This window comes from Mumia sp. zg.B17 (genome assembly GCF_019550915.1).
In the GTDB taxonomy this organism is placed as follows: Bacteria; Actinomycetota; Actinomycetes; order Propionibacteriales; family Nocardioidaceae; genus Mumia.
The window spans coordinates 102496-115844 of sequence record NZ_JAHWCI010000001.1; the positions used below are offsets into that span (position 1 = coordinate 102496).

At 72.5% G+C, this 13349-nt stretch carries 12 protein-coding genes; 7 read left to right on the forward strand and 5 right to left on the reverse strand.

The window, feature by feature from the left end; genetic code table 11:
• Nucleotides 1-87: 87 nt before the first annotated feature.
• Genes KV097_RS00530 through KV097_RS00540 form a run of 3 tightly spaced genes read left to right on the forward strand, consistent with a single transcriptional unit; the run spans nt 88 to nt 2845 of the window.
• A complete protein-coding gene (locus KV097_RS00530; RefSeq protein ID WP_220364792.1) occupies nt 88-1557 on the forward strand; it encodes an NAD(P)/FAD-dependent oxidoreductase in 1470 nt (489 codons plus the stop codon).
• Nucleotides 1554-2123, forward strand: a complete 570-nt coding sequence (locus tag KV097_RS00535) for a GNAT family N-acetyltransferase (RefSeq protein ID WP_220342310.1) — start codon at nt 1554-1556, stop codon at nt 2121-2123. The genes KV097_RS00530 and KV097_RS00535 overlap by 4 nt, the downstream gene beginning before the upstream one ends.
• A gap of 41 nt (nt 2124-2164) precedes the next feature.
• Nucleotides 2165-2845: an SIMPL domain-containing protein gene (locus KV097_RS00540; RefSeq protein ID WP_220364793.1), complete on the forward strand. Its 681-nt coding sequence runs from the start codon at nt 2165-2167 to the stop codon at nt 2843-2845.
• Here the strand turns inward: KV097_RS00540 and KV097_RS00545 are convergent.
• Nucleotides 2842-4776, reverse strand: a complete 1935-nt coding sequence (locus KV097_RS00545; RefSeq protein ID WP_220345482.1) for an acyl-CoA dehydrogenase — start codon at nt 4774-4776, stop codon at nt 2842-2844. The two genes, KV097_RS00540 and KV097_RS00545, sit on opposite strands and share 4 nt — an antisense overlap.
• A 160-nt stretch (nt 4777-4936) precedes the next feature.
• Between KV097_RS00545 and KV097_RS00550 the strand changes: the two genes are divergently transcribed.
• A complete protein-coding gene (locus tag KV097_RS00550; RefSeq protein ID WP_220342307.1) occupies nt 4937-5515 on the forward strand; it encodes a TetR/AcrR family transcriptional regulator in 579 nt (192 codons plus the stop codon).
• A 43-nt stretch (nt 5516-5558) separates the two neighbouring features.
• Entirely contained in the window at nt 5559-7775 is a 2217-nt protein-coding gene (locus tag KV097_RS00555) for an MMPL family transporter (protein ID WP_220364794.1), read from the forward strand.
• Here KV097_RS00555 and KV097_RS00560 read toward each other — a convergent pair.
• Nucleotides 7763-8548: a lytic murein transglycosylase gene (locus tag KV097_RS00560; protein ID WP_220364795.1), complete on the reverse strand. Its 786-nt coding sequence runs from the start codon at nt 8546-8548 to the stop codon at nt 7763-7765. The genes KV097_RS00555 and KV097_RS00560 overlap by 13 nt on opposite strands.
• A 52-nt stretch (nt 8549-8600) precedes the next feature.
• On the opposite strand from KV097_RS00560, the gene KV097_RS00565 reads away from it, so the two are divergent.
• Nucleotides 8601-9425 (forward strand): NAD-dependent protein deacetylase, encoded by an 825-nt coding sequence (locus tag KV097_RS00565; protein ID WP_220364796.1) that lies wholly within the window; start codon nt 8601-8603, stop codon nt 9423-9425.
• A 28-nt stretch (nt 9426-9453) separates the two neighbouring features.
• Here KV097_RS00565 and KV097_RS00570 read toward each other — a convergent pair whose 3' ends face one another.
• Complete coding sequence (locus KV097_RS00570; RefSeq protein WP_220364797.1) at nt 9454-10632, reverse strand: hypothetical protein; 1179 nt, start codon at nt 10630-10632, stop codon at nt 9454-9456.
• 151 nt (nt 10633-10783) lie between these two features.
• On the opposite strand from KV097_RS00570, the gene KV097_RS00575 reads away from it, so the two are divergent.
• Entirely contained in the window at nt 10784-11317 is a 534-nt protein-coding gene (locus KV097_RS00575) for a bifunctional adenosylcobinamide kinase/adenosylcobinamide-phosphate guanylyltransferase (protein ID WP_220345477.1), read from the forward strand.
• A gap of 19 nt (nt 11318-11336) precedes the next feature.
• On the opposite strand, the gene KV097_RS00580 is transcribed toward KV097_RS00575, so the two are convergent.
• The gene (locus tag KV097_RS00580) at nt 11337-12125 is read right to left on the reverse strand and encodes an adenosylcobinamide-GDP ribazoletransferase (RefSeq protein WP_220364798.1); all 789 of its coding nucleotides are present in this window, start codon (nt 12123-12125) and stop codon (nt 11337-11339) included.
• Nucleotides 12126-12135: 10 nt separating this feature from the next.
• The gene (gene cobT, locus KV097_RS00585; protein WP_220364799.1) at nt 12136-13197 is read right to left on the reverse strand and encodes a nicotinate-nucleotide--dimethylbenzimidazole phosphoribosyltransferase; all 1062 of its coding nucleotides are present in this window, start codon (nt 13195-13197) and stop codon (nt 12136-12138) included.
• Between the last annotated feature and the right edge of the window lie 152 nt (nt 13198-13349).

Here is a 13349-nt window from a genome sequence, read left to right on the forward strand (position 1 = left end):
CGTAGGGAGGTGAGACACGTCACGCCCCGCCGGTCGCCGCTTCGACCTCATATACGGGTCTCACATCCGCGGCGTACGCTGAAAGTCATGGGAGACTCGCAGATCATGCCCCGGAACCGGCCGCACGTGGTGGTCGTGGGCGGTGGCTTCGGCGGAGTGTCTGCAGTGCGGGCGCTCAAGCGCGCCGACGTCGACGTGACGCTCGTCGACCGGCACACCTACAACACGTTCCAGCCCCTGCTCTACCAGGTCGCGACCTCGACCCTGAACCCCGGCGACATCACGTGGTTCCTGCGTTCGATCCGCTCCAAGCAGGACAACGTGCGCTTCTTGAAGGGCACCGTCACGTCGATGGAGCACTCGACGCGCACCATCAACCTCGACGGCGGCCTGACGCTGTCGTACGACTACCTGATCATCGCCTCCGGCACGACCGCCAACTTCTTCGGCATCCCGGGTGCCGAGGAGTACTCGCTGCCGCTCTACCGCCGTTCGCACGCTCTCGCCGTGCGTGACCGGATGTTCGCGATCCTCGAGGACGCGGCGGTCAACGGCCGCGACACCGAGTTCCGGGCCGTCGTCGTCGGCGGCGGTCCGACCGGCGTCGAGACGGCCGGGGCGCTGGCGGAGATGCGCAACCACGACATGCCGGTCACCTATCCCGAGATCGACACGGAGCGCGTCCACATCACGCTGGTGGAGATGGCGCCCCACGTGCTCGGGCCGTTCGCGCCCAAGCTGCGCAACTACGCTCGCCGGTCGCTGGAGAAGCGCGGGGTCGACCTGCGGCTCGAGACCTCGGTGAAGGAGGTCAGGCCCGACGGCGTGATCGTGAACGACGGGGAGTTCATCCCCGCCGACATGGTCATCTGGGGCTCCGGCATCACCACCCACCCCGTCATCGCGAACTGGGGCGTCCCGCTCGGCCGCGGACGTCGGATCATGGTCGACGACCACCTGCGCGTGCAGGGCCTGGAGAACGTCTACGCCGTGGGCGACATCGCGGTGGAGGACGGGGACCGCGCGCTGCCGCAGCTCGCCCAGCCGGCGCTGCAGGGCGGCAAGTACGCCGCGAAGGACATCCGTGCGCGTCTGAAGGGCAAGGAGCACAAGCCCTTCTCGTACCTCGACAAGGGCACGATGGCGACGATCGGCCGCAGCTCGGCCGTCGCGGAGCTGCGGCCCTTCGGCAAGCTGACCGGCTTCTTCGCGTGGGTGACCTGGATCGTCGTCCACCTGTACTTCCTGCTCGGCGGGCGCAACCGCCTGGCGACGATGATCAACCTGGGGTCCCGCTACATCTTCTGGCGCGGTGGCCACAACGCCATCGTCGGCGAGACCCCGCCGGTCATCGCTCGCGTCGCTCCGCCCGGAGCGGTCCTGAGCACGCCGGCGGGCGCCCTGACCGAGACGCAGGCCTCTGAGACGCAGTCCTCTGAGGAGACGGCGCCCGAAGGGGATGCGTCCGAGCAGGTGCTCAAGGAGACGGCCCAGGCCGACGCCGAGGCCGACCAGCAGGTGGAGTCTTCCGCCGGCTCCGTCGACCCTCGCTCGTGACGGGTGCGGCGACCGAGCTGCGCGTCGCGCTCGGTGACGGTTATCTGCTCCGGTCGGTGACGCCCGACGACGCTCCGGCACTGGCGGCGGCCTACCTGCGCAACCGTGCGCACCTGGCTCCGTGGGAGCCGGTGAGAGGCGACGGGTTCTTCGCCGTGGACGAGCAGGCGCGACGACTCCACTCCCGCGTGGCGTCCGACGCCAGGGGCGAGAGCATCACCGCGGTCGTCGTGGACGGGGCGGACGCCGTGGTGGCGTCGGTCAACGTCAACGACATCGTGCGCGCGGTCTTCGGCAACGGTCACCTCGGCTACTGGACCGACGGCGAGCACACCGGTCGAGGGTTGATGACCCGGGCGGTCGCGGCGGTCTGCGACCATGCGCGCGCCGAGGGGCTGCACCGCCTCCAGGCCGCGACGCTGCTGCACAACGCCGGCTCGCAGCAGGTGCTCCGCCGCAACGGCTTCTCGGCGATCGGCGTGGCGCCGGACTACCTCTTCATCGCCGGGGCGTGGCAGGACCACGTCCTGTTCCAGCGGATCCTCAGCGACGCCGACCCTGTCTGACGCCGACGCCTGAGCGGTCCGGTGGCGGCTAGGGTGCGGCCATGCCCAAGATCACCGTGATGGGACGTGCCGTCCAGACCATCGCCGCCGAGCGTGGGACCGTCCGGCTCACCGTGTCGTTCGCCGGACCGCGCCGCGACGACGTCGTGGCCGCCGCTGCGCGCACTCACAGCACTCTCGTCGGACAGGCCAAGCAGCACGTCACCTCGGGTTCGGCGACGTGGTGGGGGGCCGACCAGGTCTCGGCGTGGATCTACGACGAGTGGATCAAGCCGAGCGCGCAGGAGGACGAGACGAAGGTCCGACGCTTCCGCGCGAGCGCTGGCGTACGGGTGACGTTCCGTGACTTCGACGCCCTCTCGCGATGGGTGGGCGAGGTCGCGCTGCTCGACGGCGTCGCCGTCGACGGAGTGGAGTGGGCACTCACCGAGGTGCGTCGCGACGCCGCCGTCGCGACGGTCCGTGCGGACGCGGCGCGCGACGCGGTGGTCCGCGCTCAGGCCTACGCCGGCGCTCTCGGCCTCGGGCCCGTCCACCTCGTCGCGCTGTACGAGCACGGACTGCGTCCACACGTCGGGCCGGTGTCGGCCTTCGGCGAGGCGACAGCGATGCGAACGGCTGCCGGGCCGGAGTCGTACGGCGGCATGGAGCTGCGTCCGGACGACATCGAGGTCGGCGCCGAGGTCAGCGCCGACTTCGAGGCCTCGTCGGGCTCTGCCTAGCGCAGCATCTCGACGTCGAGGAGGTTCTCCGGGATCCCGAACGCATCGACCAGGTCGGCGGCGTGGGGCCGCAGCCGCTCGCAGAGCGCGTTGACCGAGGCCGTCACGTTCTTTGCGCGCCCGACCGACAGCCTCCGGTGCTCCAGGAACCATGCCTTGTCGGCCTCCACCACGCTCAGTGCGTAGAGGTCGCAGACGGCGTCGAGGACCGACCGGAGCTCGTCGTCCTCGACCTCGCACACGGCAGCCACGAACGACTCGAGCACCACCCGCTCGACGTGGGCGCGGCCGAGGTGGACCAGGTGGTCCTGCGCCCGGTTGACGGCGGCGAAAGCCTCCGCGCCGGACAGCTTGCGGGCGGCCTGCATGCGGCGGGCGAGCGTGTCGAGCAGGTGCTCCTCGCGGTCGGTGAGCAGCGAGATCTGGGTGCCGCGGTCGAGCAGGTCGGGCTCGTCGCCCTCACGGCGCGTCGCGTCGCGCAGCCGCGCCACCAGCGGTGCCACCGGGGTGCGCTCGAGCACGACCTCGGCGGCGTTGGAGACCGCGAAGCTCGCCATGCCGAGGGGGTCGAGCCCGCGCACGTCGTCGGCGTAGCCGGTGAGCAGCTCCTTGCCGACCAGCTGCATGAGCACGGTGTTGTCACCCTCGAAGGTGGTGAACACGTCGGTGTCGGCCTTGAGGGTGGTGAGGCGGTTCGCGGCCATGTAGCCGGCGCCGCCGCACGCCTCGCGGCACTCTTGGATCGTCTCGGTGGCGTGCCAGGAGGCGTACGCCTTGACCCCGGCGGCGAGTGCCTCGAGGTCGCGCTGCGCGGTGGGGTCGGCCACGGCGCCGCCGCCCTGGATGTTCGAGAGGGTCTCCACGAGGCCGTTCTGAGCGGTCTGGAGGGCGTACGCCCGGGCGAGCGCGGGCAGCAGCCGGCGCTGGTGGGTGCGGTAGTCCATCAGCAGCACCTCCTGCGGCTCGCCCGCAGCGGCGCCCGGTGCGCCGAACTGCCGACGGCGCAGGGCGTAGCGGACCGCGATCGCCAGCGCCTGGCGGGCGGCCGCGCCGCTGGCGCCCGCGATGCTGACACGTCCGCGGATCAGGGTGCCGAGCATCGTGAAGAAGCGGCGGTTGGGGTTCTCGATGGGGGAGGAGTAGGTGCCGTCCTCGGCCACGCTCGCGTAGCGGTCGAGCAGGTTCTCGCGCGGCACTCGGACCTGGTCGAACACGATCCGGCCGTTGTCGACGCCGTTGAGGCCGCCCTTGACCCCGCAGTCGGAGGTGGTGACACCGGGGAGGTCTCGGCCTTCGTCGTCCCGCAGCGGCACGAGAAGGCAGTGGACCCCGCGCGAGTGCGCCTCCTCGCCCGGGCCCGCGGTGACCAGCTGCGCGAAGACCGCGGCCAGCGTCGCGTCGTGGGCGGCGCCGCCGATGTAGTCCTTGCGCGCCGTCGCGGTCGGCGAGTCGATGATGAACTCACCCGTGGCGGCGTCGTACGTCGCTGTCGTCTCGAGGCTCTGGACGTCGCTCCCGTGGCCGGTCTCGGTCATCGCGAAGCAGCCGAGGAGGTCGCCGTCGATGATGCGGGGAAGGTACGTGTCGTGGTGGCGCTGGGTGCCGAGGTTCTCGACGGCGCCGCCGAACAGACCCCACTGGACTCCCGCCTTCACCATCAGCGAGACATCGGCGTACACCAGCATCTCGAACCCGACGATCGAGGCGCCGGGATCTCCCGTGCCGCCGTGGTCCTTGGCGAACCCGGCGGCCGGGATGCCGCTCTTGGCCAGCGCGAGGAGCGCCTCGCGGGTCTGGGTCCGTTGCTCCTCCACGCGGTGGCTCGGGTCGGTGAGGACGCCGGTGCTCGCGAGCAGGTCGCGTGTCGACTCGCGCGCCTGCGCGTACGGGCCGTCGAGGAGGGAGCGGAGGGCCGTGCCGAGGTCTGCCATGCCCCCGACGCTACCTGGGTGCTGGCGGCGACCGACGGGGTGTGAGCGAGCACACCTGTCGGCGATGTTCGTTCTCAGGTGTCGCGGCCTACGATCGATACGAAACGGTTTCGTTTCGCTGTCACGTCATGTCTCGTCCACTGGTCTGCGAGGTCTCTGCATGAGCCGTCTGACGCCCGAACGTACCGACGAGCTGTACGCGGCTGTGCTGCGCCTGCTCGCCGACGTGGGCTACGACAAGCTCACGATGGACGGTGTCGCGGACATGACGCGCTCCAGCAAGGCGACGTTGTATCGCCAGTGGGGCAGCAAGGAGGCGCTGGTCACCAGCGCCATCGGTGCCCTGGCACCGGATGCGTCCGAGCTGCCCGACACCGGCAGTCTGCGCGGGGACCTCCTGGCCCTGGCCTGCGACCACGGTCACGCCGAGGATACCGAGATCGGCCTCGTCGTCGCGGTCATCCACGCCTGCAAGACGCACCCGGAGCTGGCCGAGTCGCTCCGCGAGCGCATCGTCGCCAGCCGGAGCGCCGAGATCGGTGTCCTCCTCGAGCGTGCCGTCGCACGCGGGGAGGTCGCGGCCGACAACCCGGCGCTCCCGTTCGTCGTCGTCACCATGACGGGGCCGGCCCTGCTGCGCGAGGTCATCGACGGAGAGCCGTCCGACCTCGCGTACGTCACCCGGTTCCTCGACGCCGTGCTGCTCCCCGCGCTCGGCGTCACGTCCCCCTCTCCCTGATCCCTCCCACGCGCCCACTGGCGCACGAACCACAGGAGACACCGTGTCCTGGTACCTCTACCGCCTTGGTCGGTGGGCGTTCCGCCACCGCAAGAGTGTCCTCGTCGCGTGGCTGGCCGTCCTGCTGCTCGCGGGGACCGGTGCGGCGACGCTGTCGGGCAAGACCTCGGACAACTTCTCGATGCCGGGTCTGGAGTCGGTCCAGGCGTTCGACCTCATGAAGGAGCGCAACCCCCAGGCCGCCGCCGACGGCGCCACCGCGCGCATCGTCTTCAAGGCCCCCGAGGGCTCGAAGGTCACCGACCCAGAGTTCGCCGGCGTCATCACCGACACGGTGTCGTCGATGGCCGCGGACAAGGGGGTCGTCAACGCCGTCGACCCGTTCCAGGCCAAGCAGGTCTCGCCGGACGAGACGATGGCCTACACGACCGTCACCTACGAGTCGCAGGCCATCGACCTCTCGGAGGCGCAGGTCTCCGCGCTCGAGGAGGCGCCCGAGGCCGGACGCGACGCCGGCATGACCGTCGAGGTGGGCGGTGACGCGCTGACCCAGATCCCCGAGACCGGGAGCTCGGAGATCATCGGCGTCGTCGTCGCGCTGATCGTCCTGATCATCACGTTCGGCTCGCTGATCGCGGCCGGCATGCCGCTGCTGACCGCGCTGATCGGCGTCGGCATCGGCGTCGCGGGGATCACCACCCTGACCGGCTTCATGTCGCTGGGCTCGACCACGCCCATCCTCGCCACCATGCTCGGGCTCGCGGTCGGCATCGACTACGCGCTCTTCATCGTGTCCCGGTACCGGCACGAGGTGATGGTCGGACGCGATCCGGAGGAGGCCTCCGGGCGTGCGGTCGGCACCGCCGGCAGCGCGGTCGTCTTCGCCGGGCTGACGGTCGTCATCGCCCTCGTCGGACTGTCGGTCGTCAACATCTCGATCCTCACCGAGATGGGACTCGCCGCCGCGGCCACGGTCGCGATCGCGGTGCTCATCGCCCTGACCCTGCTGCCGGCCCTCTTCGGCTTCTCCAAGCGCCGCATCATCAAGGGCAAGATCCCGGGTCTGCGGCAGCACGACCCCGAGGCGGACGACCACTCGGGCAAGCCGGCCATGGGCCAGCGCTGGGCCGGACTCGTCACCCGGCGCAAGGCCGTCGTCGCCGTGCTCGGTGTGGCCGTCGCGCTCGTCGCCTCGATCCCCGTCCTCTCGCTGGAGGAGTCCCTGCCCGACGACGGCACCGCCTCGGTCGGGACGACCCAGCGCAAGGCGTACGACCTCATCGCCGAGGGGTTCGGGGCGGGGTCGAACGGACCGCTCCTCGTGGTCGTCGACACCGCGAAGGCCGACGATCCCGAGGCCGCGGTGGCGGAGACGACGAAGGCCGTCGAGGGCATCGACACCGACGTGGCCGCGGTCGTGCCCGGCCAGCCGATGCCGGACACCGACCTCGCCACGATCACCGTCGTCCCCAAGAGCGGCCCCGCAGACCAGGAGACCCAGGACCTGGTCGGCGAGATCCGTGACGCCGTGCAGGACGTGAAGGGCGAGACGGGTGCCGACGTGCTGGTCAGCGGTCAGACGGCCGTCTCGGTGGACGTGTCGGAGAAGCTGGCCGACGCCCTGCCCGTCTATCTGACGCTGGTGGTGGGCCTGGCGTTCGTGCTGCTGATCCTGGTGTTCCGCTCGATCCTGGTGCCGCTGTCGGCGGTCCTGGGCTTCCTCCTCACCATCGGGATGGCGCTGGGCGCGACCGTGGCGGTCTTCCAGTGGGGCTGGCTGGCCGACGTGTTCGGTGTGGACACGCCAGGGCCGATCATCAGCATCCTGCCGCTGCTCATGGTGGGCATCCTGTTCGGGCTCGCCATGGACTACCAGGTGTTCCTGGTGTCGCGGATGCGGGAGGACTACGTCCACAGCAAGGACGCCCAGCGCGCCGTCGTCAACGGGTTCAGCCACAGCGCCCGCGTGGTGACCGCCGCGGCGATCATCATGATCTCGGTCTTCGGCAGCTTCATCATCAGCGACGAGGCGATGATCAAGCCGATCGGCTTCGGGCTCGCCTTCGGCATCCTCGCCGACGCGTTCCTGGTCCGGATGACGCTGATCCCGGCCTTCATGGCGATCGCCGGCCGCTCCGCCTGGTGGCTCCCCGCCTGGCTGGACAAGATCATCCCGGACCTCGACATCGAGGGCGACGCGCTCGCCAAGCGCCTCGGGGAGCGGACTGAGTCGGAGCCCGTCGGCGCTCAGGCGCCGTAGGAGTCGGCCGCGGCCAGCACCGCGGCAACGTAGGCGACGGCGTGGTTGTACGACCTCACCGCGGCGGTCCACCCGGACCCCGTGGTGAGGTCGTCGCCGTTGGCGCACAGATAACGGCCGGCGGCGTACGCGGCGTCGTCGAGGTCCGCACGGTCTGCCACGCCGTCGCCGTCGCCGTCGGAGCCCCACCGTCGCCACGTGCTCCCGATGAACTGCATCGGGCCGACGGCGTGGTCCCAGGCCGGGTTGCCGTGGGCGGCGGTGTCGTCGGCCGAGGCCGCGAGCGCGGAGACGCCGCCGGTGCCGTCGAGCGCCGGACCGTGGATCGGTCGCCGGGTGGTCCCGTCGGCGAGCAGCGTGTTGCCGTCGATGGTGCCGTGCTGCGACTCGACCCAGCCGATGCCGGCCAGCGTCGTCCACCCCAGGCGACAACCGGGATCCTCCTCCTCGAGCCGCAGGGCGGCTCTCGCATAGGCGGTCACCGCCCTGGCCGCGATCCCGGTCCGACCGGCCTCCGCCGACACCCATCCGCGGTCGAGGCCCGATCCGAGCCTCCCGACGCCCGAGTCGAGCGACGAGGTCGCGAGGAGAGGAGCGGCGGTGGAGGCCGTGGCCGCAGCCGTGGACGGTGGGTCGTACGCGCTCACGCTGGCCGCACCCACACGCGCGTCCGCGCCGGCGCCCGCCCACGTCAGCAGCCCGGCCGTCGCGCACAGCACCCCGAGCGCAGCGGGGACCACCACACCCTTGCTCCACGCGACCCGGCTGTTCACGCTGGCCAGCGTAGACGCCGTCGCGTCGCCGGGTCCCTCGTACGCTGGAAGCGTGGACATCGTCACTGAGCAGCCGGCGCTCGACGAGGTGCGTGCCCTGCTCGACGGGCGGCGCGTGGTCGCTTTGACCGGCGCTGGCATCAGCACCGACTCCGGCATCCCGGACTACCGCGGACCGGGCTCGGTGCCGCGTCAGCCGATGACGTACCAGGAGTTCGTGGCCAGCCCGCAGGCGCAGCAGCGCTACTGGGCCCGGGCCCACATCGGCTGGCGGCACATGACCGGTGCCGAGCCGAACGCCGCCCACCACGCGCTGGTCGCCCTGGAGCAGTCCGGCGTGGTCTCAGCGGTGATCACCCAGAACGTCGACGGGCTGCACGAGGCCGCCGGCCAGCGCGAGCTCGTCGCCCTGCACGGGCGGATCGCCGACGTCGTCTGCCTGGGCTGCGGCGCCCGTTCGCCGCGCGCCGAGCTGCACGAACGGCTCGACGTCCTGAACCCCGGCTACGGCGACGGCGCGTACGCGATCGCACCCGACGGCGACGCGGTGCTGGAGGAGACCAGCACGTTCCGGGTCGCCCCGTGCCTGAGGTGCGGCGGCATCCTGAAGCCGGACGTGGTCTTCTTCGGCGAGACCGTCCCGAAGCCGCGCGTGGAGCACTGCCGCGCGCTGGTCGACGCCGCGGACGCGCTGCTCGTCGTCGGGTCGTCGCTGCAGGTGATGTCCGGGCTGCGCTTCGTCCGGCAGGCGGCGAAGGCCGGGAAGCCGGTGGTGATCGTGAACCGGGGGGCGACCCGCGGGGACGACCTGGCCACCCTGAAGCTCGACGCCGGGTGCGCGGAGACGCTCGTCCCGTGGGCGGCCTCGGTCTGCTGACCTCCGTCGGAGCGAGGCGGCCCGGCGATCATCGGAGGTCGCAGGCCTCGGCATGCGAGACCAGCGCGGTCGCCCCGTCAGGCGTCAGCACGAACAGTCGCCCGCGCGCCATCGCCAGGTGTGACACGTGCGGCTGCGGCAGGTCGGTGGCGGCCCAGCGTGCGGTGTCGGCCGAGACCAGCGCCGTACGGGACCCTGCTCCGACCGCGATCGCTGCGCACGAGCCGTCGTACGCGGCGCGCGGCTGTGCGACGTACGGATCGACCCGGACCGCAGGCAGCCGGATGCGGCGGACGTCCTCGGCACCGATGCGCCACCCGGCGAGCCGGTCGCCGACCCATCCCGCGACGAGGCAGGCGTCACCGGCGCACGCGACGTCGACGGCTCCGCTGGAAGGACCGTCGGACGGGCCCAGCGCGAGCCGTCGCCACGTCCGCAGGTCCGGTGTGGTCCACGCGGCCGCGGTCTGACGGGTGCCGGCGTCGTCGGTCACGGTCTCGGTGCCGACGACCACGACCGCGGACCCGGTCGCGCCGACGGCCGTCGGCAGGGCCTGGACGTCGCCGGCGCTGGAGAAGGGGCCGATGTCGGTGCGCCGAACCCATCGGCCGCGGTCCTCGCGCCACACGGCGGGGGACAGGCGCGACGGCGACGTCGCCCAGCTCCCGACGACAGCGTCGACAGGAGCGGCCGTGAGCCCGGTGAGCCCTCCGGCCGACGGACCGCCGAAGGTCTCGAAGACCTGAGGCACCTCCGCGACGCCGTCGAGCGTCCCCGACCACGCCGTCCAGCGCGGCATCAGGTGCGCGCCTCCCGTCGCGTTGCCGAGGGCGACGACGCCACCGTCGGGAGCGACGGCGAGGTGGACCAGGGACGCGATGCGGCCGTACCCCGTGGCAGGCTCCAGCGGGACGTCTGCCCAGACCGATCCCTCGTGCGCCAGCAGGCGCGGACGTGCACCGTCTCCGCTGCCGACCGACCCGCCGACCACGAGGCGGTCACCGGCCGCCTCCACGGACGCCGGTCGTGTCCGGCCCGGAAGCGGCTCGGCGAACCAGCCCCCGGGCAGCGTCGCGCGTGGAGGCGGGGCCAGTGACGTGGGGACCGGGGTGGGGTTTGAGGAGACGTCGTCGACGCGGTCTGCCGCCGAGGAGCATGCGGTGAGCGCGACCACCGTCGTCGCCAGCGAGAGGACCACCCGGTGCATGGGTCGACCGTACGACGGCGGGAGCCCTCGTGGCCTGCGCCGGCCAGGACAGCCGCCACGTGAGACCCGGTGAGGCGGTCGGGCCTGCACCGTGCGAGGCTCGCAGGAGAGCTGGAGCCAGGACGGCCTTCACGGGGTGAGAGGGGCGGACATGAGCCGCAGAGTGCTGGTCACCGGAGGCGTACGCTCCGGCAAGTCGCGGTACGCGGAGTCGCTGCTGGCGCGTCAGCAGCACGTCACCTACATCGCGCCGGGACCCATCCCGGACGGCAGCGACCTCGACTGGCAGGCGCGGATCCTCCAGCACCAGCGGCGTCGGCCCGAGGGCTGGACGACGATCGAGACCGTCGACGTCGCGGGTGCGCTCAGGGGTGCCGAGACGCCCGTCCTGGTCGACTGCATCGGCACCTGGGTGACGGCCGTGCTGGACGAGCTCGGGGCGTGGGAGGTTCCGGAGGACCAGTGGCGCCCCGAGGCCGAGAAGCGGATCGAGAGCCTGGCCCAGGCGTGGCTCGCGCGCGATCGGCTGAGCGTCGCGGTGACGAACGAGGTCGGGTTCGGCGTGGTGCCGGACCACCGGTCGGGCCGCATCTTCCGCGACGTCCTCGGGATGACCAACCAGCGGCTGGCCGAGGCGTCCGCCGAGGTGGCGCTCGTCGTCGCGGGGCGCGTGCTCCACCTCTGACCTACCGCCGCACGCCGGCTCAGGCCGCGGCGACCACGACGCACAGCACGGTGAGCGCGACCTCGACGCAGGCGCCGACGACATCGCCGGTGATGCCGCCGAGCAGCGCGACCGCTCGGCGGACGACGCTCACGACGACCGCTGCGGCGACGACGACGGCCGCCGCTCCCTGCCACCACGGTGCGGCGCCGGCCGCGGACGCGAGGCCGACCGCCGCGGCGGCGACCACGGCGATGCCGACAGCGGCAGGCAGGGGCACCGAGCGGGACACCGCGGCACCGAGCCCGCCGGTCGTCGCGGGCGGTACCGGCGAGGCGCAGGGGGCGACAACCGCCGCGCGAGAGACGCACACCAGGACGCCGACGAGGAGCCACCCGTACGGACGGCTAGCGACGGTGCCCAGACCCGCCGCCTGGATGAGCAGGACGACGACGAGTGCGACCACCCCCGCCGGCCCGACGTCGCCGGACTTCATGATCGCGAGCCGACGGGAACGGTCGTACGGGGCAGCAAGCCCGTCGACGGTGTCGGCGAGACCGTCGAGGTGGAGGGCGTGGGTGCCGAGGGCGATCGCGGTCACCGCGAGCGCGCCGGTGATCAGCGCCGGGAGCCCGGCCACGGAGCCGAGGGCGACGACGACCGCGGCGGCCGCGCCGAGCGGCAGCGCCGCCAGCGGTGCCAGCAGCATCGCGACGCGTGCACGGGGGCGGTCGACGACCGACGGCGCCGCCACCCGGATGGTGGTGAACGTCCCGGCCGCCAGGAGCGCGGCGTCGGTGAGGACACCCCGAGCCGGTCGGTCGCCCATCACGGCGATGTCAGGCGTCCTGCGGGCCGAGCACGTCGGCGAGCAGCGACACCTCGGACAGCAGCGCGGCCGCAGAACGGAGGACGGGGAGTGCGGCGACGGCGCCGCTGCCCTCGCCCAGCCGCATGCCGAGGTCGAGCAGAGGCTCCAGCCCGAGCTTGGACAGCGCCGACGCCTGTGCGGGCTCCGGCGAACGGTGACCGGCCGCGAACCACGCCGCCGACCCATGGGCGAGGTCCTCGGCCACCAGGGCGCACGCCACCGAGATCACCCCGTCGAGGAGGATCGGGACTCCTCGGCGCGCGGCTTCGGTGAGGAACCCGACCTGGGCGGCCAGGTCGGCCGACCCGAGCGCGGTCAGACGGTCGATCGGGTCGGACGTGCGGCCGCCCGCGCGCTCGAGCGCCTGAGCGACCACGGCCTCCTTGCGTGCGAGGGCTTCCCCGTCGACGCCCGAGCCGCGGCCCGTCACCTCGGCCGCGCTCAGGCCCAGAGACGCCGCGACCAGGGCCGCAGAGGGCGTGGTGTTGCCGATCCCCATGTCGCCGGCGACAAGGAGGTCGGCACCGGCCGCGACCTCCTCGACGGCGACGGCGACCCCGGCCGCGAGGGCCGCGGCCGTCTCCGCCGGAGCGAGCGCGTCCTCGACGTGGATGGCGCCCGAGCTCCGGCGCACCTTGTGCGCCGTCACCTCGGCCGGGAACGCGGTCGCGTCGACGTCGACGGCGATGTCGAGCACCCGCAAGGTGGCACCGTTCGCTCGGGCCAGGACCGCCACTCCAGCGCCGCCGGAGAGGAACTGCCGAACCATCAGAGCGGTGATCTCCGACGGGTAGGCCGAGACGCCGTGGCGGGTGACGCCGTGGTCGCCGGCGAACACGACGACGCGGACGTTGCTCGGCGGTCGAGGCGGACACTGCCCTTGCACGGACGCCAGCCACACCGCGCACTCACCCAGCCGCCCGAGTGCTCCCGCGGGCGTCGCGAGACCAGCGAGACGCTCCTCCGCGCGGCGCCGTACGTCCGCCGACGGCGGGGCGACCCGGCCCTGGCCGACCTGCGCGTGAGTCATCGAGAGGCCCTTCCGAGCGGGTGGTGAGAGGTCTCCTCACCCTAATCCTGTGCCGCCGGGCGACCAGTGGCGACCGTCCGTCGCGACATACCGACCGCTCACCGACAGGAGCCGTGTCCCCGTGGACCGGTGCGGACGCCACTGGCAGCGTG